The following is a 22467-nucleotide window of genomic DNA, read 5'->3' as shown; positions in this document are numbered from 1 at the left end:
CGATGGGCGACCGTGCGGATCGCCTCCTCGATCTCGCGCCGGCCCGTCTCGCGGAGGCCGGACTGGTGCGCGAGCGCACCACGCAGCGCACCGACTCCACCCACGTCCTGGCTGCGGTGCGCGACCTGACCCGCCTGGAGCTGGTCACCGAGGCGGTCCGCGCCGCACTCGAAGAAGTCGCCGGCACCTCCCCCCACCTGCTGGACGAACTGGTCGATGAGGAGTGGGGGCACCGCTACGGCCGGCCGGTTCGCCTGGGCAAGAACCCCACCGAGCCCACGACCAGGATCCTCGCCACCGGCAGCGACGCCGTCCGGCTGCTGGAACACCTCCACCGGCACCGAGCAGGCCGCGCCCCCGGCCCTCGCGCCCGGGCCCTGCGCCAGATCATGGTGCAGAACTACCACCGTGACCACGCAGGCCGACTGCGCCGGCCCACCGCCGAGAAGGACGGCTGACCCGGGCTGCCACCCTCATCCCGGGCGGTCGTCTCTCCCTACGACACCTCAGCCCGCTGTGCGAGGCACGGACACATCATCAGCTGGAAGGGCTTCGCCGCCCATCTGACGGAGACCTGCGCTCCCAACAGCCCCGACGTGATCACGGACGTGGCCACCACCGCGGCACCACCCACGACAGCCAGGTCCTGCCCGGCATCCACACCCGCCTGGCCCGGCGCGGCCTGCTGCCCGCCGAGCACCTGGTCGACGCCGGCTACACCTCCCTGCCGGTCCGGCCCGTTGCCGCCCCGGCACCTACCCCCTCACCGCGCTCCGGCGCGGTCGCCGAGGAGATCGCCGGGATGCGCGAGCGCTACCGCGAGCGCTTCGAACGGCACCTCGACCACCTGGCCCAGCGCACCGCCCAGCGCGGCGAACGCTCGCTCGCCGAGTCCGAGGCCAACACCCGCCAGGCCGCCGCCCTGCGCCGCCGACAACCACCGCCACACCGTCGCCATCCTCGGGGCATCCCAGGTCGGTCGGCGGGTGCTCGAACTGCTCCGGCCGTTCGACCTCGACCTCCTCCCGATGGCACCCACCCACTCGGAGGCCCACATTCCCGCCCGTAGCGGCAGGCCTCCCCAGTCGCGCTCGGCGAGGATGCGGATTCGCAGGAGACGGAAGGAAGTCCGGCCGTACGTGGCCCTTTTGACAGCCGGTGCAGCGGGTGCCGGGTGGCCCCACGCAGCTTCCCGGCCGCGATCGGACGGCAGCTGGGCGAGTCGGCGCCGCAGCGCCAGAAGACCGCGCCTCACCGGTGTTGCGTAGGACGATCGCCCTGTCATAGGAGTTCACTCCCGAGAGTGATTGATCGTGTCCGTCCGATGGGGGAGCCCCCACCTGCCCTAGCGTTTCGTAGACAAACCGTCTTCCGGGGCGGGGTCACGCCATCACCATCGCTGGAGGCAGGCCAGATGTCCGACGAAATCGTCCGCGCAGCCATCCACCCCGCCATCGGGTTCGCCCGGGTCGGGAACGCTCCCGAGGAGTACTACCTCGCGCCCGAGGTTCCCGACCCGCTGCCGCAGGAGCCCGGCTACTACAAGGACGCCGCTGGCGCGATCAAACGCGAGGCGGCCCGGTTCCGGATCTACGGCTACAACGCGCAGGGCGAGGCCGTCGCCGAACTCACCGCCGACAACGCCGACATCCGCTGGACGACGCACCTGGCGAACCAGAAGGCCGCCTGGTACCAGTTCCAGCTCGCGCTGGACATCCCGGACGCGGCGCTCGCCAAGCCGTCCGCGCTGCGCAACGCGGACATCACCGGGGACCGCCGCAAGGACCTGGTCATCGACGCGGGCCCGATCGCGATCACCGGGCGCAGCACTGCCGGCCCCGACTACCAGTTCCGCAACGGCATGTTCATGGGCAAGGAGGTCTACCTCGGCGAGCTGCGCACCGACGAGGCGGGCCGTCTGGTGGTCCTCGGCGGCTTCGGTGCTTCCGCTTCCTGGGACGGCCGACCGGTCACCACTTTTGCCAACAACGACGGTTGGCACGACGACACCGGTGACGGCCCCGTCACCGCGAGCGTCACCCTCGGCGGCCGCGAGATCCCGGTCGATCCCGCCTGGGTGGTGGTCGCCCCGCCGAACTACGCACCGGCGCTCAAGGGCATTCGCACCCTCTACGACCTGCTGTTCGACGTGTTCGTCTCCAACGGCACGCTGCCCTTCCCCGGGCGGGTCTCCTTCGCCCGGGACATTGCCCCGGTGCTGCGCCGTTTCGACGAGCACCAGTGGGTGAACCAGGGGTTCGCGGCCCACTTCGGCCACGGCGGCGCGGGTCACTCCTTCACCCCGGAGCTGCTCGCCCGGCTCAGCGACGCCGGCCGGGACCGCCGCCCGCTGCGCCAGGTGGTCTTCGACGCGCTGCGGGACTTCGCCACCGACGGCACCTCGCCGGTCCCGTGGCCGTGGCTGTACGGGGACGGCATGACCGTGCCGCCGCGCACCGCGCTCCAGCACATGGCCCTGTCCCCCACCCAGTACAAGATGTTCCAGCTGTGGGCGCAGGGCGAGTTCGAGGACGACTGGGCCTCCGTGGGCTCCGTGCCACCGCCGCGGGACCTCGACGACCTGCCGCTGGGCGAGCGGCCGGGCGCGCTGGACCGCGCTGCCCTGGACTTCTGCCTGGCCGACGCCTTTCACCCGGGCTGCGAGGTCACCTGGCCGATCCGGCACGCCACGATGTACATGGCGCCTTTCCGGATCCGTCACCGGCCCTCCGACCAGCCCGAGCCCTCGTACGGCACGGTGCTCACCCCGCAGGAGGCGCTGTCGGTGAACGGGCCGCTCTTCGCCCAGCCCCCGGGCGCGCTCACCCGCTGGATGGCCGTGCCCTGGCAGACCGACACCGCCAGCTGCCGATCCGGCTACGAGCTGGCCCTCAACCCCCGGCACGACCCCTACCTGCCGAGCTTCTGGCCCGCCCGGGTGCCCAACCACGTGCTCACCGAGGACGACTACCGGATCGTCATGGACCAGGGTCGACCGCCCGCCGAGCGGGAGGAGGCCTTCGAGCGCCGGGCGGTGTGGCTGCGCGGGCTGCGCGGACAGAACCACGAGCAGCTCAACCAGATGATCGACGACTGGTTCCGGCTGGGGATCGTCGAGGTCCGCGAGGGCGCGCCGGGCTTCCCCGAGCGGATCCAGGTCGAGTCCACGCCGTCCATCGATCTGACGGGCGTACCGCACACCCAGAACCTGGTCACCCTCCACGTCCCGCAGGCTGCCGACCCGGCGGTCGCCACGGCCGCCATCGAGCAGGCGATCACGGTCAGCGGCTACACCGCCGACGAGGTCACCGCCGGATACCTGGACAAGGTCGCACGCCACCGCGACGACGCCTGATGACGACCCGCCGCACCGGCCGGGACGGCCACTACGACGTGGTGGTCGCGGGCGGCGGTCCGGCTGGGGCCGCCGCCGCGCTCACCTTGGCCCGGGCGGGGCGGCGGGTCCTGCTCGCCGACACCGGAAGCGGGCCGCCCAAGGTCGGCGAGGCCCTCCCCTCGGTGGCCCGGGTGCTGCTGCGCGACCTCGGCGCCGGTGACCTCCCGCTCGCCACCGGGCACCTGTCCTGCTACGCCAACCTGTCGTCGTGGGGCTCGCCCGGCCTGCACGGCACGGACTTCATCCGTGACCCGAACGGGCCGGGCTGGCACCTGGACCGGGCGCGCTTCGACCGGCGGCTGCGCGAGGCGGCCGCCGCCGCCGGTGCCGAGGCCGCCGCCCGCACGGCGGTCCGCCCGGTCGACCGCCACCCGGACGGCGGCTGGCTGGTCGCCCTGAGCGGACCGGCGGCGGAGCGCACCGTCCACTGCGACTGGCTGGTGGAGGCCACCGGACGCCGCCGGGCGGTGGTCTCCGCCGTCCGGGCCCGCGACGCCCGAACCGAACACGGGCCGGCCGCGGCCGGCCCGGCGGAGGGGCACCCGCCCGACCGGCTGTTCGCCACCTGCCTGGAACTCGACCCCGACCCACGCGGCCGCCCCGGCGAGAGCTCCTCGCTGGTGGAGGCCGTCGAGGACGGCTGGTGGTACACCGCCCTGCTCCCGGGCGGTCGGCGCCTGGTCGCGTACTTCACCGACACCGACCTCGCGCCACCCGAACTGCGCACCCGGGACGGCTTCCTGCGGCTGCTGGCCGCCACCGGGCACATCGCGGCCCGGGCCGCCGTCCATCCGCCCGCGGGCCCGGGCCGCCCACGCCGGGCTCCCGCCCACTCCGCCCACCTGGACCGGCCCAGCGGTCCGGGCTGGACCGCCGTCGGGGACGCCGTCGCCGCCTTCGACCCGGTCTCCTCGCAGGGCATCCTCACCGCTCTGCACACCGGTACGACCGGGGCAGCCGCCGTCCACGCCCACCTCGGGGGCGACCCGGACGCACTCGACGCCTACCACGGCGCCGTGGCCGCAGTCCTGGCCGCCTACCGGCGCAACCACCACGCGGTGTACGCCGCGGAGGGCCGCTGGAGCGAGCGGCCGTTCTGGCGACGGCGCCGCCTCCTCTCACCACCCCCGCAGAAACCCCCACGGAAGGAACCGACATGACCACCCGCCACGACGACCACGAGGACCCCTCGGTCCACTCCTTCATCCTGGCCGGCAAGGACACCGTCTTCGGTCACCACCTCGCCATGTTCGGCATGGCCGAACACCGCTACCAGGTACTCGTCGAGTACGACCTGCCCACCGACATCGTCGACATCTACCTCAAGGACCAGGCCGACCGACCCGCCAGCTGGCACGCGGTACGCAACACCGAGAACATGGTGCTCCCGCCGATCGGCGACGGCTCGGTGACCGAGTACCCGGCCCGGCTGGACCGGGTCACCCAGACCGGCAACGGCGAGGACCGGATCTGGGAGCCCATCTCGGGCGGCTTCACCGCGCGGATCCGGCGGGTACTCACCTTCCGCCGCTTCAGCGACGAGCCGTTCCCGGCCCACCTCACCTACCTGCTGTTCGGCAAGGGCGGGGAGGCCCACCTGACCCACCGCCTGGTCCAGCGCCCGCACTTCGAGCAGATCATCACCCTGCCACAGGTACCGGACGGGGTCACCCAGGCCGACCTGGCAGCTGCCCCCGAACTGAGCATCCCCGCCGTCCCCGACAACGGCCACGACGGCCTGCCCTGGACCACCCGCCCCCTGCCCGCCCGCAGCTACGACGCACTGCTGCACCGCACCACCGGCGAACCGGAGCCCATCACCCTCGACCTCGGCGACGAGCGGTGGTGGAACATCACCACCCTCAACGCCTGAACCCGGGCGCTCGCCCCCCTCCCCGCGCGAGCGGGGGTCTGCCGAAGACGGTCACGCATGCTCGTGATTCTGACAATTTCCGGACGACCCCGCGCCGGTGAGTGGGAACGGCCACGCGTTGGTCTTCGTCGCCGTCGACGCGCCCGGCGGGCGCGTCGGTGGCGTGGTGCGGCGGGCGGGCCGTACGGTCGGGCTGCCGGGACGGGACGACGAGGGGTGTGCGGACGATGGGTGCGAGCGGGGAGTTCGACCTGGTGGTGGTCGGCGGCGGGCCGACCGGGGAGAACCTGGCCGACCGGGCGAAGGCCGGCGGGCTGAGTGTCGCCCTGGTCGAGCACCAGTTGGTGGGCGGCGAGTGCTCGTACTGGGCGTGTGTGCCGAGCAAGGCGTTGCTGCGTCCGCCTGCGGCGTTGCGTGAGGCGCGGCGGCTGCCCGGCGCGGGGGAGTCGGTGCGCGGGGCGATCGACGCGGAGGCGGTGCTGCGGCGCCGGGACTCCTTCGTCGGGGACTGGAAGGACGACGGGCAGGCCGACTGGCTGGCGTCCGTCGGGATCGAGCTGGTCCGGGGGCACGGGCGGCTCGACGGCGAGCGCCGGGTCGTGGTGGAGGGCCGGGACGGGGAGCGGCGGGTGTTGACCGCGCGTCATGCCGTCGCGGTCTGCACCGGGACGACGGCCGCGCTGCCCCCGCTGCCCGGGCTCGGCGCGGCCGGGGTGTGGACCAGCCGGGAGGCGACCAGCGCCCATGAGGTGCCCGGGCGGCTGGCGGTGGTAGGCGGCGGGGTGGTCGCCGTGGAGATGGCCACCGCCTGGGCCGGGCTGGGCAGCCGGGTGACGGTGCTGGTCCGCGGTGCGGGGCTGCTGCCGCGGATGGAGCCGTTCGCGGGCGAGCTGGTCGCCGAGGCGCTGGCCGACGCCGGGGTGGACGTGCGGTTCGGGGTGTCGGTGGGCGGGGTGGAGCGGGCCGGGGAGCTGGTCCTGGACCTCGGCGATGGCGGTGAACTGCGGTCCGACGAGGTGCTGTTCGCCACCGGCCGGCGGCCCGCCACCGGTGACCTCGGGCTGGAGAGCGTCGGCCTGGAGCCCGGCGGCTGGATCGAGGTGGACGACACCGGGCTGGCCACCGGCGTGCCCGGCGGCTGGCTGTACGCCGCGGGCGACGTCAACCACCGGGCGCTCCTCACCCATCAGGGCAAGTACCAGGGCCGGATCTTCGGCGCCGTGATCGCCGACCGGGCCGCCGGCCGGGAGCTCGACCTCGCGCCGTGGGGCCGCAGCGTGGCCACCGCGGACCTCGCGGCCGTCCCGCAGGTGGTGTTCGCCGACCCGGAGGTCGCCGCGGTCGGCCTCACCCTCGCCGAGGCGGAGGCAGCCGGCCGGCGGGTCCGGGCGGTCGACTACGACCTCGGCAACGTGGCGGGGGCGGGCCTGCACGCCGACGGCTACCGGGGCCGCGCCCGGGCCGTCGTCGACCTCGACCGGGAGATCCTGCTCGGCGTCACCTTCGTCGGCCCCGGCGTCGCCGAGCTCCTCCACTCCGCCACCGTCGCCGTCACCGCCGAGGTCCCGCTCGCCCGTCTCTGGCACGCCGTCCCCGCCTTCCCCACCATCAGCGAGGTCTGGCTCCGCCTCCTGGAGACCTACCGCGGCTGACCGCGACCGGCCACGGCACCCACGGAGGACATGGTGGGCACAGCAGCGAACCGCGGTGAGGAACTCGTCCCCAGGCCGCCGAGGACTCCTGCAGCGCTGAAGGCCGCCCTGGCGGTCGTGGCGCCGAACCTCCTGCCGCGGATGCAGGCGGACCTGGAGACCGCGTTCGACCGGGCCGCCGAGCTCGACAGCCTCACGCCTGTCCGCGCCTTCCTGGTGCACTGGGCCACGACGGTCGAGATCGAAAGGTTTCCCGGGACGGCGCGCACCTACCACCGGAGTCTGTACCTGGCGCAGCAGGCGAACAGCCCTGAGGAGGCGCGCTCGCACCTGACGGTCTCCGGCGAGCTCCTGCGCGCCGCCACGCGGGCGGTCCAGGAATCGAACGTGGCCCGGTCCGCGTAGCCGGGACCGTCCACCGGTACGTCGCCGCCTTCGGCACGGAGGCCGCCGACGGCGGGGCGGCGTGATGTACGCCACAGCGGTTGGTGTCCGTGCGCGGGAACGGCGTTGGTGCGTGCAGCGACGAGGCGTGCGGAGCGGGGGCGTGCGGCGGTAGGAGCCGGGGTGGGAGTGGGGTGGGCCGGGGGCGCGGCAGGGTGGTTGTCCGCGGGTGGCGCTAGGTTTCCGACATCACCGGCGAACGGGGTGGATTCTCCCCCGGTCTGTCGCGGTGGTTCCGAGACGTGTGGCGCAGGATGTGGGGACCGTTATGGGCTGGGTGGCGGCGGGCGACGGGTACGAGGTCGCCCTGGTGGAGGGCCGGGTGACGGCGCGTGCGACGGCCGGGCGTTCGGCGGGGCGGCAGTTGAAGACGCTGCCGAAGGCGGTGCGGGAGCATCCGGAGACGGACCGGCTGCGCCGGTTCGCGGAGTGGCTGGACCGTCACGCCGCGTCCTGCCGGGAGCAGGTGGACGCGTGGATGGTGTCCTCGCTGCCGGTGCCGACCGGTCTGCTGGCCCGGGTGTGGCCGGACGAGGCGTGGCAGGCGGCGTTGCGCGACCTGGTGGTCGTCGGTGACGGCGAGGACGAGGTGGGTTTCCTGCGCGACGCGACGCCGGACGGCGAGCTGCGGCTGGTCGACCTGGACGGCGAGACGGTGCGCATCTCCCCCGCGGTGGTGACCCTGCCGCATCCGGTGCTGCTCGAGGATCTGGACGAACTGCGGGAGTTCGCGGCGGAGTTGGGTGTCGTCCAGGGGGTGGACCAGATCCACCGGGCGACCTGGCTGCGGCCGGCGGAGCTGCCGGAGAAGGACACCGAGGTCAAGGATTTCGCGGGCGGGCGGTTCCCGTCGCGGTTCCGGCTGGCGGCCCGGGCGACCTCGCTGGGCTACAAGGTGTCGGGCGGTTACGCAACGACCCGGGTGCGGGACGGCGGGCGGACGGTGGAGCCGGCGGTGTGGATCGGCGAGCCGTACTGGGACGGCGATTCGGAGACCGGCGCACTGTGCTGGCGGGACGCCGAGGGACGGCAGCTGGCGCTGCGCGAGGTCGGGCCGGTGGCCTGGTCCGAGGGGATGCGGATGGCCGCCGCACTGCACGCCGGCCGCACGGTCGAGGAGGGGAAGAACGCGTGAGCACCGGGAACGAGGACATGATGACGGGCAACCAGGCGGACGAGCTGCTGCTGGCCGGTGCGGTGCTGGCGCCGGGCACCCGGGGCGCGGGTGAGCGCGCGGTGGCGCTGACCGCCCGCAGCTACCGCCACCCCGCCCTGGAGGACCGGGTGGTGGTCCGGCTGGTGCCCGGCGAGCTGGGTGTCGCGGAGGACCAGGCGGCCGGTTTCCTGGGCCTGGTGCCGGCGGCGGAGCCGGTCGAGGTGGGTCTGGGCCTGCGGCAGGCGCTGGGCTTCCCGGAGTGGGTGCTGGCGCACCACCCAGAGGACGGCCACCACGCGCTGGGCATCGTGCCGGAGCTGGAGCGGGTCGCCAAGCAGGCGGTCTCCAAGCCGAAGATGGCGATGGAGGCGTACCAGCAGCTCGGCGAGCGGCTGGCGGCGGCGGTGCCGCACTTCCTGCCGACCTTCTACGAGCAGGCCGGTCGGGTGTTCCTGGCCGCGGAGAACGCCCAGTTCGCGGCGCAGCTGTTCGCCCGGGCCCGCCGGGCGGAGGCGCAGCACGGCCTGCCGCTGGACGAGCAGCGGCTGGACGGGGTGTTCCTGGAGTTCGCGCTGGCGGGTGCGCTGCCGGTGAAGGTGCTGTCGGGGTACGCCAAGGAGCTGAGTGCCCGGGTGCCGGCGGCGGAGGCATTCGAGCGGTTCCGGCGGCTGTGCGTGCGCCGTACGGCGGGCGGTCTGGAGCCGTCGCCGGTGATGGCGACGGACCTGCGGCGTCTGGCGAAGGCGGCGGGCGCGGATCCGGAGGCGGCCGAGGGCGACTACCTGGCGGAGCTGTTGACCCTGCCGGCGACGCTGCGGGCGGGCGCGGGCTGGTGGCAGAAGCACCGCGGGGCGCTGGTGGCGCTGGCGCGGCGTGACGAGGAGACCAGCAGGCGGCTGCTGGAGGTGATGCCGTCCTCGTACGACAACTCGATGCCCGGCTCCTGGGTGGAGCTGCTGGAGGAGTCGGGTGCCTCGGCCGCGCTGTACGACGGCGCGGAGGGCGGCCCGTCGGACGGGGTGGCCGGCTGGTTCGCCCGGTTCCAGGCCTGGCGCGGCGAGCGCTGGGGCTCGGCGCACATCCCGGCGCTGTACTCGCTGGTGGAGCGGTCTGCCGGGCGGCTGCGGGCGGAGCACGAGGCGGCCGCTACGGCCGTGAAGTTCGCCGGCTCCGACGTCGACCTGATGGACCTGCTGCTGGCGCTGGGCGTGCCGGTGACCGACCCGGCGGAGCACGAGGCGCTGCGGCTGGAGCAGTGGGCGCAGGAGGAGGAGCGGCGCGACCTGGTGGCGCTGGCGGCCGATCCGCGGTTCCGGTCGGCGTTCCGGCAGGGCGCGAACCGGTTCTCCGACGACCCGTCGGGCCGGCAGGCCCTGAAGGTGTTGGTGGAGTCGCCCGGCGGGCGTCCGCTGCTGGCCGAGTGGATGGCGCGGGTCGCCCGGGAGCCGCTGGCCGCGGGCCTGCCGGAGCTGTCGGGGGCGTTCAACCGGCTGGGCTGGCTGCCCGGCGAGGTGCTGGTGCTCGCCGAGGACGAGGTGCGGGCCGCCGCGGCGACCGAGGTCGCGCCGGTGCTGGCGCGCGCCCTGCGGGCCGGTCTGCTGGACGAACTGGCCTGGCCCGCCTGGGAGGAGGCGGCGAGCGAGCTGGTGCCGCGGCCGAAGGTCGACGAGATCGTCGTCGCCGACGCCTGGCCGCACCTGATCGCGGCCGGCCCCTCGCAGGTCCGGGTGATCGGCGCCGAGGGCACCGTGCTCAGCCACGACCTGCGGATCCCCGCCGGGGACAACGGCAACGACCTGGGCTTCCACCACGTGGACGGCTCGCTGCTGGTGCAGTGGGTCTCGCGGGCCAACAACCACCGCTGCATGGGCTACTGGCACACCGACGCCGACCGGGTGTTCACCATGCCGGAGAGCACCGCGCGGCGCGGCACCCGCACCACCTGGCTGGGTTCGATGACCAGCCACAGCCTCCCGCTCGCGGGCGGCGGCTGCACCGGCGGCCACGGTGTGGTGCACGCCGGGGACACCGCGCTGCCCTCCGAGCGCACCGTGATCAGCGACGGCCGCTCCTTCTGGGTGTGGGCCGACCCGGGCGGCGACGACCCGTACACCTGGATGGAGTACGACCCGGCGAGCAACACGGTGGGCCGCGTCAGCGAGCCGGCCTTCCTCGCGGACGCGCTGCGCGGCGCCCCCGCCGGGAGCAGCCTGTCCTCGGGCTGGGTGATGCCCGCGCCCGGCGCCGTGCCCGCCCCCGCCGGGGTGCCGGTCGACGGCGTGCTGGGCTGGCGCACCGTGGCGCTGCCGGACGGCTCGCACCGCGGCGAGGACCTCGCCGGACGCAGCGTCACCCTGGCCGAGGGCCAGGGCCGGCCGGTGCGGATCGTCGACTTCCCGGGCGCCGACCGCCCGGTGACGGTGGTCCAGGACGGCACGTACAGCATCAAGCTGGTCGACGCCGACGGCGTCACCACCGCCACCGCCCGCACCGACGACAAGCCCGGCGTGTTCGCCGAGGGCACCCCGATCCTGCCGCCGCTGCGCTTCTGGCACCTCCTCCAGGCCCGCGACCCGGAGGGTTCCGCGGCGCTGCGCCGGATCGACGACGCCACCGCGGGCAAGCTGATGCAGGCCGCCGCCGCGGCCGACCAGCAGCGCCCCGAGGAGCTGCTGGCCGCCGTCCGCGCCGTGCTGCCCGAGGTCACCGCGGACGGCCTGGTGGCTGGTGTCGCCGGGCTGCTGCGCTACGCGACGGTCCCGCAGCAGCGGCTCGCCGCGGTCGCCGAACGGCTGGAGCTGGAGCTGTCGGGTGGCGCCGAGCCGGTCGAGGAGGCCCCCGGCCCCGGCGACGCGGAGCTGCAGTCCGCGCTCAGCGGCCTCGGTGCGCTCTCCCGCTGGTACAACCAGCAGGGCCGGTACGCCGCCGAGCAGGTGCGCTTCCTGGCCCGCGCCGCCGACCCGGAGGCCGAGGCCGCCGCGCCCGGCGCGCTCCACCTGGACGCCGCCGAGCTGCCCAGCGAGCGGATCGACTGGCAGGTGCTGCCCGTCCTGCCCGCCGCCATGGCACTGCGCGCCGTGTCCGCCACCGCTCCGGCGGAGGACCGGGAGGCCGTCCGCGGCCTGTTCGAGGTGCTGGCCGGGATCGGTCTCACCACCGCGGCGGGCGCCGCCCGCTGGCAGCGTGTGCGGCTGCACGTCGAGGCCCGCCACCTGGCCGGGCCGGACGGCTCGACCCGCTGGGGCGACCGCGACGCGCTGCTGCCGCTCGGCGACGGGGCCTTCCTGCTCTTCGTCGACTCGGCCGTGGCCGCCAACGGCGACACCACCTCCACCGCGCTGCTGCACGACCCGTCCGGCCGCTTCGAGGTGCCCGCGCCGTACACCCTGCAGTCCCGCGAGCCGCTCGACGGCGCCATGGCCGACGACCGGGCGGCCGCGCTGCTCGCGTACGGCGACGGCCGGGAGCCCGCGCCGTGGCTCCCCGAGGCCGCCGAGCGCTTCGCCCAGCTCACCGGCGTCACCACCACGCTGGCCGCCCTGGTGACGGCCGGTCTGCCGAACATCGACGCCTGGGAGCGCAGCTTCCTGCCCGCCGAGACCCGCAAGCTGCTCGGGGTCAAGGTCGCCGACGCCGCCCTCGCCAAGGACGAGCTGCGCGCGCTCGGCGCCCCGACCCGCCGCGCGCTGCTCGCCGCCCTGCTGCCCGCCGACCCGGCCCTGCTGTGGACCGAGGGCCCGGACGTGGCCGCTGCCGCCCAGGTCTGGAACGAGACGGTCGGCCGGCGGATCGCCGTCCCGGAGGCGCTGCTCGCCGAGGCGGTCCGCGCGGTCCGCACCGGCCGGCAGGCCCGCGAACTGCTCGGCGCCGTCCTCGACCCGGCCGGCGCGCCCGAGCTGACCGAGGACCTGGAGTGGACCGTGCGCGGCGACCGGTGCGTGCCGGTCGAGAACCGCCCCGGCTTCACCGCGGCCACCCTGGTCGGCACGGTCGCGATGGTCGGCTGGCTCGCCCACCGGCTGCCCGCCGGCGACCCGCTGCGCGCCTCGCTGCCCGCCGCGCTGGCCGCCGTCCGCGACCGGCTCGCCCACCCCGACCTGCTGCTCGACCTCGGCAGCTACGTCAGCCTGACCGACTTCCGCAAGGTCGCCGGCACCCCGACCGAGGTCACCGAGGGCTACGAGCGGTACGGCGCGGTCATCATGGCCACCCACGACCTCCAGCCCGCCCCCGGCATCCGCACCGCGCTGCTCGACGCGGCCGGCGAGGACCCGTACCTGCCCGCGCTGCGCGCCAACCCCGCCGCGCTGTTCCCGGCCGAGGCCGCGCTCCGGGCGGTCCGCTCCGCCGGGTTCGAGGCCCTGCTCGCCGACCCCGGCGACCCCGCCGCCGGCGAGCGCGGCCAGGACGGCACCTGGTGGCCGCAGGACCCGTCCCGCTCGGCGCCCGACCTGGTCGCCGCCGCGAGCGAGAAGCACGGCCTCGGCGCGGACGCCGCCACGCTCTACCTGATGCTGCTCGCCCAGCCCGACCCGACCGACCGCAACACCGCCCGCTGGACCGGCTGGCGGCCCGCCCGCCTCAAGGCCGCCCGCGCCGAACTCGCCGCCACCGACCTGGTCGTCCAGGCCGCCCGCACCCGCGCCGGCCGGACGCTCTTCCTGCCCGGCGGCTGGAGCGAGCAGCGCAGCCCGCGCCTGCCGCTGGAGACCTGGAAGCTCCCGCTGCTCAGCGACGGCGGCGACGCCCTCGGCGTGCTGCTGCCCGCCGAACCCGCGGCCGCGCTCTACCGGCGCGCCTGGCAGCGGCTGCTCGACGGCGACCTGCCGCGCTTCGAGGAACTCAAGGCGCCCAAGGCCCGCCGCGGCCGCCGCCGCTGACCCCCCGTCCGACCGTCCGACCGTCACAGAGGACCCACGCATGAGCCCCACCACCGACCAGGCCGCCGACCAGGCCGCCCCGCAGGCCCGGCAGATCCTGCCGGCCGAGGAGCGCCACGACCTGGAACTCGCCTTCCTCGCCGCCCACGACGAGGGCCCCCGCCCGCCCGGCTGGGCACTCACCCCGAGCGCCGTCGTCACCTTCGTCTGCGGCAGCGACGGCACCGCCCTCACCCTGCCGCCCAAGCGGCGCAAGGACGGCGCGCTGCCCGCCAAGCTGGTCATCGCGCCGAAGTTCGTCGGCGAGCGCGCCCTCGTCGAACGCTGCGTCGTCACCCTCGCCGGCGAACGCGGCCTGCTGCTCGTCGGCGAACCCGGCACCGCCAAGTCGATGCTCTCCGAGCTGCTCTCCGCCGCCGTCAGCGGCACCAGCGAACTCACCGTGCAGGGCACCGCCGGCACCACCGAGGACGCCTTCCGCTACGGCTGGAACTACGCGCTGCTGCTCGCCCAGGGCCCCACCCCGCAGGCCCTGGTCGCCTCCCCCGTGATGACCGCGATGCGCACCGGCCGGGTCGCCCGGATCGAAGAGGTCACCCGCTGCCTGCCCGAGGTGCAGGACGCGCTGGTGTCCATCCTGTCCGACCGCCGGGTCAGCGTCCCCGAACTCGCCGGCACCCCCGACGCCACCGTGGCCGCCGTCCCCGGCTTCACCGTCATCGCCACCGCCAACCTCCGCGACCGCGGCGTCTCCGAGATGTCCGCCGCCCTCAAGCGGCGCTTCAACTTCGAGACCGTCCACCCGATCGCCGACGCCGACGCCGAGACCACCCTGGTCCGCACCCAGGCCACCGCCGCCGTCCAGCGCGCCGGAGCCGCCTTCGGCGTCGACGACGCGGTGCTCGACGTCCTCGTCACCGTCTTCCGCGACCTGCGCACCGGCCGCTCCGCCGAGGGCTGGGACGTCGAGCGGCCCGGCACCGTGATGTCCACCGCCGAGGCCGTGCACGTCGCCGCCTCGCTCGGCCTCGCCCGCGCCTACCTGCCCGGCGGCGACGTCCTCGACCTCGTCCCCGGCCACCTGCTCGGCGCCGTCCGCAAGGACGACCCCGCCGACCACGGCCGCCTGCTCGGCTACTGGGACGGCCCGGTGCGACGCCGCGCCGAGGACGGCTCCGCGATGTGGCGCCGCCTCTGGGACCTGCGGGAGAACCTTCGTTGACCGCTCCCGCCCCCTCCCCCGCCGCCGTTCCGGACGGCGCCGACACGGCCGCGGTCGCCGACCCGCGGGACGCGGTGGAGGCGCTCGCCGCCTCCACCCGGCCCCACCTGATCGGCGTCCGCCACCACAGCCCCGCGCTGGCCGCCGTCCTGCCCGAACTGCTCGACGCCGCCGACCCGCAGGTCGTCTGCGTCGAGCTGCCGGCCGACTTCCAGCACTGGCTCCCCCACCTCGCCGACCCCGGCACCGTCGCCCCCGTCGCCCTCGCCGGTGCCGACCGGGACGGACGGCTCGGCTTCTACCCGTTCGCCGACTTCTCGCCCGAACTCGCCGCGATCCGCTGGGCGCGCGAGCACGGTGTCGAGGTGCTCTGCTGCGACCTGCCGCTCGGCGACAAGGGCTGGCACGCCGGCTCCGACCCGACCGACCACCGCGCAGGCCCGACCTACGCCGACGGCCTCCAGTCCGCCGGCACCGGCCGCGACGGCGACGACCTGTGGGACCGCTCCGTCGAGGTGCGGGCCCCCGGCAGCACGCCCGACGCGGTCCGCCGCGCCGCGCTCGCCGTCGGCTGGGCCCTCCGCCAGGACGCCGCCGCCCGCGGCGGCGTCCCCGCCGGCGACCTCGCCCGCGAGGCCCGCATGCGCGAGGTGATCGCCCACGCCGCCACCGGCGGCCGCCGCGTCACCGCCGTCATCGGCTCCTTCCACGCCCCGGCGCTGGCCGTACCACCCGCCCGGCCGGACACCTCGTCCGCCGGAACGGAGGCGGGCACCGGCAGCTCACCGGCGACGGTTGCGGACACGGCCTCGGCCGACCTCGCGACCGCCGACGGGGGGCCGCAGGCGGAGCCGGGCGCCGTGCCGGTCGGGCTGCTCGACGTACCCGCCGGCGAGGACGGGCCGGTGACCTCGCTCGTGCCCTACACCTTCGACCTGCTCGACGCCCGGTCCGGGTATCCCGCCGGGATCCGCGACCCGCGCTGGCAGCAGGCCGTGCTCACCGCGCAGGGCGACCCGGGGCGGGTGTACGAGGCCGCCGCGCGGGCGATCACCGACGTGTGCCGCGAGCTGCGCGGTGCCGGCCACCCGGCCGGCACCGGCGAGGCCGCCGAGACGCTGCGGCTGGCGGGCGACCTCGCCCGGCTCCGCGGTCTGCCCGCCCCCGGCCGCGGTGAGCTGCTGGAGGCCGTGACCAGCGTGCTCGGCCAGGGCGAACCGCTCGGCCGCGGCCGCGCCCTCGCCCGTGCGCTGGAGACCGTCCTGGTCGGCGCCGACCGCGGCCGCCTCGCCCCGGGCACCCCCCGCTCGGGCCTCGGCCCGTCCGTGGAGGCGGAGTTGGCCGAGCTGCGGCTGCCCTGCCCGGACGACCCGGACTCCCGCGAACTGCGGCTGGACCCGCTGCGCTCCGCGCTGGACGGCCGCCGCGAGGTGCTGCTGCAGCGCCTCACGGTCTGCGGCGTCGGCTACGGCACGCCGATCGACGTGTCCGGTACCGGGGACGGCTCCGCGCTGACCACCCGCTGGCGGATGGCGTGGACGCCGTCCGCCACCGCCCGCCTGGACCTGGCCGGCGTCCGGGGCGTCACCGCCGAACTCGCCGCCGCCGGCACCCTGCGGGAGACCGCCCGCCGCCAGGCCGCGGACGGCGGTCCGACCTGCGCCCAGGCGCTGGACGGGCTGCGCGCCGCCGCCCGCTGCGACCTCCCGGCCCTGGTCGCCGAGCGGCTCGACGAGGCCGGGCAGCTGCTGCCCGCCTCCGCCACGCTGCCCGAACTCCTCGACGCGCTGGAGCTGTTGGAGGCGCTGCGGCGCGCCCACCTGCCCGGCACCACCGAGCGGTCCCGGGAGCGGGCCGGCGAGCTCGCGGCCGTCCTGCTGGACGCCGCGGTCCGGGCCCTGCCCGGCCTCGCCGGCAGCGAGGAGGCGTCCGACGCCGCCGCGCTGGTGGCGCTCGCCACCCGGGCCGGCGACCACCGGCTCGGCCTGCGGATGGACGACGCCCTCGACGGCCTCGCCCGTACCGGCTCGCCGCTGATCCAGGGCGCCGCGCTCGCCTCCCGGGTCCTGCTCGACCTGGACACCGCGGACCGGCTGGGCACCCGCGCCGCCGGCTGGGTCGACGCGGCGGCGGACGCCGCCGGACGGCTCCGGCTGGCCCGGCTGCTGACCGGCCTGCTCACGGCCGGCGGCCCGCTGCTGCAGTACGCGCCGGACGCGCTCGGCCCACTGCTGGGACGGATCGACGCCCTCCCGGACGGGGGCTTCCTGGAGCGGCTGCCCGCCCTGCGGGCCGGGTTCGACGCGCTCAGCCCGGCCGGGCGCGGCCGCCTGCTGGACACCGTCGCCGAACGCCTCGGCGAGCGGCCCGACCTGACCCTCGCCGCGCCGCCCGCCCTGCTCGCCCTCTGGACGGCCGCCGACACCGCCGCAGCCGCCGCCCTCACCGCCCTCGGCCTCCCCGGCCTCCCGGGCACCACGGCGCAGCTGTCGGCGGCCGACGCCCCCGGCGGAGCCCTCGCAGGTTCCGACGGTTCGTCGGCCGGTCGCCCGGCTCACCCCTCGGCCGATGCCGCCCCCGACGGGGCGCACAGCGGCAGCGCCGTCCCGGCGCCGGACGCGGCCGACACGGCGTTGCCCGCGCAGGACGGGGCGGCAGCGGATTCCGTACCGAACCCGGCGCAGCCCGTGGCCGACCGGCCCTCGGCCGATGCCGCCCCCGACGGGGCCGCTTCGCGGCTTGCGCCGGCGGACCGGTGGCGGCTGCTGCTCGGCCGGGAGCCGGAGCGGCTGCCCGAGCACGCCCGCCGCTACGCGCACGCGCTGGACGAGCTGTACGGCGCGGGTCGCGGCGAGGGTGCCGGCGATCTGACCGGCGGGTCGGGCAGTGGTGGCGGCCAGGAGGCGTCGTTCCCGACGGCCCGCGAGTGGTCGGCGGAGCTGGAGGCGCTGTTCGGCGCGGACGTCCGGGAGGAGGTGCTGGCGGCGGCGGCCGATGCGGGCCGTACCGATGTGCTGGCGGAGCTGGACCCGGCGTCCGTCCGCCCGTCGGTGGAGCTGCTGACCTCGGTGCTGAACCTGGCGGGTGGCATGCCGGAGCACCAGTTGGCCCGGCTGCGTCCGCTGGTGCGGCGGCTGGTCGACGAGCTGGCGCGGGAGCTGGCGACCCGGCTGCGGCCGGCGTTGACGGGTCTGGCGACGCCGCGGCCGACCCGACGTCCGGGTGGCCGGATCGACCTGCCGCGCACGCTGCGGGCGAACCTGGCGCACACCCGGCGGCTGGAGGACGGCCGGACAGTCGTCGTGCCGGAGCAGCCGGTGTTCAGCACCCGTTCCCGCCGGGAGGCGGACTGGCGGCTGATCCTGGTGGTCGACGTCTCCGGCTCGATGGAGGCGTCGGTGATCTGGTCGGCGCTGACGGCGGCGGTGCTGGGCGGGGTGCCGACCCTGTCGACGCACTTCCTGGCGTTCTCCACGCAGGTCGCCGATCTGACGGAGCGGGTGTCGGATCCGCTGTCGCTGCTGCTGGAGGTGAAGGTGGGCGGCGGTACGCACATCGCCGGCGCGCTGGCCCACGCCCGTTCGCTGGTGACCGTGCCGAGTCGCACGCTGATGGTGGTGGTCAGCGACTTCGAGGAGGGCTACCCGCTGGGCGGGCTGCTCGGCGAGGTCCGGGCGCTGGCGTCGTCGGGGGTGCACCTGATGGGCTGCGCCGCGCTGGACGACGCCGGTGCGCCGCGCTACTCGGTGCCGGTGGCCCGGCAGTTGGTGGCGGCCGGGATGCCGGTGGCCGCGCTCAGTCCTCTCGCCCTCGCCCGCTGGGTCGGCGACCGTCTCCGCGGAGAGCCCCGATGACCGACGTTGTTGAACTGCCGCCCGTCGCACCGGAGGTGCTGGCGACCGCGGTGGAGTCCCTGACGTCCCGGCTGCGCAAGAAGCTGGACGCGGCGGTGGAGCAGTACGCGGCGCTGCCGGTGCTGCCCGCGCCGGACGGCGACGGTGTCGCGGTGCAGTGCGGCGAGGACGCCGTGGTGGTCCTGGTGCCGGGGCCGGACGGCACGGTCGGCGAGGACGGGCAGGCCCGGTGCAGCTGTCTGCTCGCGCCGCGCTGCCTGCACCGGGCGGCGGTCCTGGGCTGCTGCCCGCTCGCCGACCCGCCGGCCGCGGCCCCGGCGGCTCCGGCCGACGCCGAACCCGCCGGCCAGGCCACCGCCCGGGCCGCCACCGGACCCGCCGCCGGGTCCGAGGCCCCGTCCGAAGCGCTGTCCGAAGCGCTGTCCGAGCCGTCCCCGGTACCGGGCGAACCCGCCCGGCCGGAGCCGGTCGAGCCGACGCCCGCCCAGCGGCGGGCCGCCGCCGAGCTGTGGGCGGCGGCCGCAGCGGTCCTCGCCGCGGGGGTACCGGCGGCCGGGGCGGTCCCGCAGGCGGAGCTGCTGCGGGCGGCGCACACCGCCCGCCTGGCGGACCTGCACCGGGCGGAGGCGGCGGCGCTGCGCGTGGTGCGCGGGCTGCGCAGCGCCCGCGCCCGGTACAGCAGCCACCGGACGGCCGATCTGGCCGCGTCGCTGCGCGAACTCCTGCTGATCACCGCGCTGTTGCGGTCCGGTCCGGCCGACCGGTCGGTGCTGGGCACGGCACGGCGGGCGTACAAGCCGGGGGGCGCGCTGCGGGTGCAGGGCGTGTTCCGGGAGCCGGTGCTCTCCGCGACGGGGTACGGCGGTGTGGTGACGTACCTGGTGACCGAGGACGGCCGCTGGGTGTCGGTTTCGGACGTCAAGCCGGGCGGGCCGTCCCGGGCCCGGGCGGCCGGCACCGCGCCGGTGTCGGTGGGCGCGGCGGCGCTCGACCACGAGCAGCTCTCCCGGGGCGGTCTGCTGGTCTCCGGCGCGACCGTGTCGGCGGACGGCCGGCTGGGCTCCGGCCGGGGTGTGCGGGCCAATCCGATCGCGGGCCTGGAGTGGGGTACGGGGCCGTTGGCGGCGGTGTTCGCCCGTCCGCTGGCGCAGGCGGCGGCGGAGCGGCTGGCGGACGGCGTGCTCGCGGATCCGGAGCTCAGCGAGGATTCGCGCCGGCCGGTCGGCTGCGACCTGGTGCTCCTGGGCGCCGACCGGGACAGCGTGCTGGCCCGGGAGCTGGACCCCGCCACCGGCGGGGCACGCGGCCCGCTGGTCCGGCTGGTCGCGGCGAACGGCCACCCCGAGCTGGCGCACGCCGCCAACCTGGCGCGGCTGGCGGAACACCCGGGGCTGCGGGTGCGGGTGCTCGGCCGGGTCGACCCGGACCGGGCGGCGACGCTGCGTCCGCTGGTGGTGGCTCCGATGCCCGACGCGGAGGACACGCTGCGGCTGCCGCCGGAGTGGAAGGGCCGCGCGGACCTCGGGTACCAGCTGCTCCAGGGCGCGAACTTCCCCGCCGCGACCGGGGACGGGCCGCTGCTCGCGGCGGCCGGTGCGGACCTGCTGCGGGACTCGCCGCTGTGGCGCCTGCGGCGCCAGGTGGAGCTCGCGGTCGCCGGTGGGCGGCGCGCGGTCGCCGAGGCGCAGCGCAGCGGCGGCGCCCGGACCGACGACGCCGCGCTGAGGCGGACCGGCTTCCGGACGGCGGCCGAACTGACCGGCGCGCTGGCGGCGGAGGCGGACCGGCGGCAGCGGGACGTGTTCGGCCGGCTGGGCGACGCCGACGCCGACCGGTACGCCGAGTGCTGGCTGGCGGCGGCGGTCCACCTGACCGCGGCCGAGCGGGAGTTGGTCCGGGCCAGCTGGCACACGGGCGACGGGCTCGGCGACTCCGCCGCCGCTCACGTCGAGGGCGCCTGACCGGCTCCGCCCGACGGGTGAGCCCGGCGGGGCCGCCGGTCCGCAACGCGGGCCGGCTGCTCCTGCCGGGCGCTGCCGCCGGGCCGGCCGCGCCGACCCGGCGGCTGCGGTGACGGCGGGTCAGCCGGACTTCGGGACGTACCACTGCTGGTACGTGTTGCCCGGCGTGCAGGTCTGCATGGTCGGGGCCTTGCCCGCGCCGTTGTCGGTGAGGCAGGTCGAGCCCATGTAGTCGCGGAGGTAGACGGCGCCCTGGGTGGGGGCGGTGACGATCGACCAGTTGGTCAGCACGCTGAAGCCGTCCTTGAGCCGGACGCCTCCGTCATTGGTCTGCTCCAGCGGCGGCTTGCTCAGGCTGCACGGGTAGAGGGTGTACCAGCCGCCCGGGTCGGGGGCCGAACGGGCCCAGCCGTAGCCGGTGTTGCGGTCCATCAGGGTGCCCGTGCCGCCCGCCAGCGAGTCGGCGGCAAGGCCCAGCCGCTTCCCGCTGCCGACGCCGGTGATGTACCCCCAGCTGCTGCCGCCGCAGCCCTGCGGCGGGGTGCCCTGGGCCGGGCTCGTCGTGGTCTGCTGGGGGGCGGGGGTGGTGGCAGGCGGCCGGGTGGTCCCGGTGCCCGCGCTGCCGCCGCTCGCCCCACCGCCGGACCCGGCTCCCGTACCCGCTCCCGTACCCGCACCGGTGCCCGTACCCGCGCCCGTGCCCGTGCCCGCGCCCGTGCCCGTGCCCGCTCCGCCGGCGGCGCCCTGCTCGGGTGCCGGGCTGCCCGACGGCTGGCCGGGCGCGGCCGAGGGGCTGCCGGTGTCCGCCGCCGCGGACGGCGTGCCGCTGCCGCCCGTCGCGCTCGCGGAGCCGGGGGTGAGCGGGGCGGAGGCCGAGGCAGAGGTGTGCGGGCCGCCGCCCTGGGCGTTGGACTGCCAGGGGGCCTGCTGGATCAGCAGGGCGGTGCCCACGCCGGTGGTGATCACCACCGGGATCACGATCGGGACGAGCAGCCGGCTGCGCCGCCGTTCGCGCCCACCGGCCGCGGTCGCCTCGGCGTCCGGGGCCGGTTGGGGTCGCGGGGCGGGCACGGTGGCGAACACGGTCGGTTCGGGGACGGCGACGCCCGCGCCGGGTCCGGCGGCGGCCGCGCGGGCGGCGGTGGCCATCGCGGCGGCGTCGGGGAAGCGCTCGGCGGGGTCCTTGGCGAGCGCGGTGGCGACGAAGTCCCGGACGGCCTTCGGGAAGCCGTCGTTCAGCTGCGGCGGGGGCTGCTGGATGTGCTTGAGCACCACCTCCAGCACCGAGTCGCCGGTGAACGGCAGTTGACCGGTGAGCAGTTCGAAGCAGACCACGCCGATCGAGTACAGGTCGCACTGCGGGGTGGCGGCCTTGCCGTCGGCCTGCTCGGGGGCGATGTACAGGGCGGTGCCGAGCACGGAGTTGGTGGTGGTGATCTTCGTGCCGGCCATCGCGGCGGCGATGCCGAAGTCGGTGACGGTGACGCCGCCGTCCTCGCGCAGCATCAGGTTGGACGGTTTGACGTCACGGTGCACGATGTTGAGCTGGTGGGCGGCGTGCAGCGCGTCCAGGGCGTCGGCGACGATGCCGAGCGCCCGGCCGGGAACCAGCGGGCCCTCGGCGGCGAGCACCTGGTGCAGCGGGCGGCCCTCGATGAACTCCATCACCAGGTAGGCGACCCGGGTGTCGGAGTCCTCGTCGTCCTCGGCCGGTTCGGCGTAGTCGTGGACGCGGACGATGCCCGGGTGCTCGATCGCGGCCAGCACTCGCGCCTCGCGGCGGAAGCGCTCGGTGAAGCTGCGCTCCTCGATCATCCCGGGCTGCATGATCTTGACGGCGACCTGCCGCTTCAGCACGCCGTCGTCGGCCCGCCAGACGTCGCCCATACCTCCGCTGCCGACCCGCTCGACGAGCGTGTAGCGCCCACCGAGCACGGTCCCCCGACCCCGCATCCCCGACTCCCCGCGACCCGTTGCCTGTTACCTGTTATCGACACAACGTCAATTGGCGCGGCCAGTCTGCCAGAT

At 76.2% G+C, this 22467-nt stretch carries 13 protein-coding genes; 11 read left to right on the top strand and 2 right to left on the bottom strand.

Translation table 11 applies throughout. From position 1 onward, the window contains the following. Positions 1–65 precede the first annotated feature (65 nt). Positions 66–458, top strand: coding sequence for a hypothetical protein (locus tag ACGFX4_RS22850; RefSeq protein WP_393077374.1), 393 nt, complete (start codon positions 66–68; stop codon positions 456–458). A gap of 305 nt (positions 459–763) precedes the next feature. On the opposite strand, the gene ACGFX4_RS22845 is transcribed toward ACGFX4_RS22850, so the two are convergent. Further along, on the bottom strand, positions 764–958 hold the full coding sequence (locus ACGFX4_RS22845) for a hypothetical protein (protein ID WP_393077371.1): 195 nt from the start codon (positions 956–958) through the stop codon (positions 764–766). 456 nt (positions 959–1414) lie between these two features. On the opposite strand from ACGFX4_RS22845, the gene ACGFX4_RS22840 reads away from it, so the two are divergent. From ACGFX4_RS22840 to ACGFX4_RS22795, 10 genes are all read left to right on the top strand, one after another. After that, positions 1415–3355, top strand: coding sequence for a LodA/GoxA family CTQ-dependent oxidase (locus tag ACGFX4_RS22840; RefSeq protein ID WP_393077368.1), 1941 nt, complete (start codon positions 1415–1417; stop codon positions 3353–3355). Beyond that, on the top strand, positions 3355–4557 hold the full coding sequence (locus ACGFX4_RS22835) for an NAD(P)/FAD-dependent oxidoreductase (RefSeq protein WP_393077365.1): 1203 nt from the start codon (positions 3355–3357) through the stop codon (positions 4555–4557). The genes ACGFX4_RS22840 and ACGFX4_RS22835 overlap by 1 nt, the downstream gene beginning before the upstream one ends. After that, positions 4554–5270: a hypothetical protein gene (locus ACGFX4_RS22830; RefSeq protein ID WP_393077362.1), complete on the top strand. Its 717-nt coding sequence runs from the start codon at positions 4554–4556 to the stop codon at positions 5268–5270. Before ACGFX4_RS22835 ends, ACGFX4_RS22830 begins: the two co-directional genes overlap by 4 nt. Positions 5271–5497: 227 nt before the next feature. Continuing rightward, positions 5498–6922, top strand: coding sequence for a dihydrolipoyl dehydrogenase family protein (locus tag ACGFX4_RS22825; RefSeq protein ID WP_393077359.1), 1425 nt, complete (start codon positions 5498–5500; stop codon positions 6920–6922). Positions 6923–6955: 33 nt separating this feature from the next. After that, positions 6956–7327 carry a hypothetical protein gene (locus ACGFX4_RS22820; RefSeq protein WP_393077356.1) on the top strand — a complete coding sequence of 124 codons (372 nt, stop codon included), beginning with the start codon at positions 6956–6958 and terminating at the stop codon, positions 7325–7327. Positions 7328–7634: 307 nt separating this feature from the next. After that, entirely contained in the window at positions 7635–8501 is an 867-nt protein-coding gene (locus ACGFX4_RS22815; protein ID WP_393077447.1) for a DUF4132 domain-containing protein, read from the top strand. Next, entirely contained in the window at positions 8498–13402 is a 4905-nt protein-coding gene (locus ACGFX4_RS22810) for a DNA-binding protein (RefSeq protein ID WP_393077353.1), read from the top strand. Before ACGFX4_RS22815 ends, ACGFX4_RS22810 begins: the two co-directional genes overlap by 4 nt. Before the next feature lie 40 nt (positions 13403–13442). Continuing rightward, complete coding sequence (locus tag ACGFX4_RS22805) at positions 13443–14624, top strand: AAA family ATPase (protein WP_393077350.1); 1182 nt, start codon at positions 13443–13445, stop codon at positions 14622–14624. Continuing rightward, positions 14621–18478, top strand: a complete 3858-nt coding sequence (locus ACGFX4_RS22800; RefSeq protein WP_393077347.1) for a DUF5682 family protein — start codon at positions 14621–14623, stop codon at positions 18476–18478. Before ACGFX4_RS22805 ends, ACGFX4_RS22800 begins: the two co-directional genes overlap by 4 nt. Further along, positions 18475–20439 (top strand): hypothetical protein, encoded by a 1965-nt coding sequence (locus tag ACGFX4_RS22795; protein WP_393077344.1) that lies wholly within the window; start codon positions 18475–18477, stop codon positions 20437–20439. Before ACGFX4_RS22800 ends, ACGFX4_RS22795 begins: the two co-directional genes overlap by 4 nt. Positions 20440–20559: 120 nt before the next feature. Here ACGFX4_RS22795 and ACGFX4_RS22790 read toward each other — a convergent pair whose 3' ends face one another. Further along, entirely contained in the window at positions 20560–22392 is a 1833-nt protein-coding gene (locus tag ACGFX4_RS22790; RefSeq protein WP_393077341.1) for a protein kinase, read from the bottom strand. Positions 22393–22467 lie beyond the last annotated feature (75 nt).

Origin of the sequence: Kitasatospora sp. NPDC048365 (assembly GCF_043200835.1) — a bacterium.
In the GTDB taxonomy this organism is placed as follows: Bacteria; Actinomycetota; Actinomycetes; order Streptomycetales; family Streptomycetaceae; genus Kitasatospora; species Kitasatospora terrestris.
This window is presented reverse-complemented; position numbering and strand designations above follow the sequence as displayed.

What these genes read in the sequence shown, in the direction of transcription:
- ACGFX4_RS22845 (WP_393077371.1), bottom strand. Translation starts at nt 958, where the DNA reads ATGGCGACGGTGTGGCGGTGGTTGTCGGCGGCGCAGGGCGGCGGCCTG.
- ACGFX4_RS22840 (WP_393077368.1), top strand. Translation starts at nt 1,415, where the DNA reads ATGTCCGACGAAATCGTCCGCGCAGCCATCCACCCCGCCATCGGGTTC.
- ACGFX4_RS22835 (WP_393077365.1), top strand. Translation starts at nt 3,355, where the DNA reads ATGACGACCCGCCGCACCGGCCGGGACGGCCACTACGACGTGGTGGTC.
- ACGFX4_RS22830 (WP_393077362.1), top strand. Translation starts at nt 4,554, where the DNA reads ATGACCACCCGCCACGACGACCACGAGGACCCCTCGGTCCACTCCTTC.
- ACGFX4_RS22825 (WP_393077359.1), top strand. Translation starts at nt 5,498, where the DNA reads ATGGGTGCGAGCGGGGAGTTCGACCTGGTGGTGGTCGGCGGCGGGCCG.
- ACGFX4_RS22815 (WP_393077447.1), top strand. Translation starts at nt 7,635, where the DNA reads ATGGGCTGGGTGGCGGCGGGCGACGGGTACGAGGTCGCCCTGGTGGAG.
- ACGFX4_RS22805 (WP_393077350.1), top strand. Translation starts at nt 13,443, where the DNA reads ATGAGCCCCACCACCGACCAGGCCGCCGACCAGGCCGCCCCGCAGGCC.
- ACGFX4_RS22795 (WP_393077344.1), top strand. Translation starts at nt 18,475, where the DNA reads ATGACCGACGTTGTTGAACTGCCGCCCGTCGCACCGGAGGTGCTGGCG.
- ACGFX4_RS22790 (WP_393077341.1), bottom strand. Translation starts at nt 22,392, where the DNA reads ATGCGGGGTCGGGGGACCGTGCTCGGTGGGCGCTACACGCTCGTCGAG.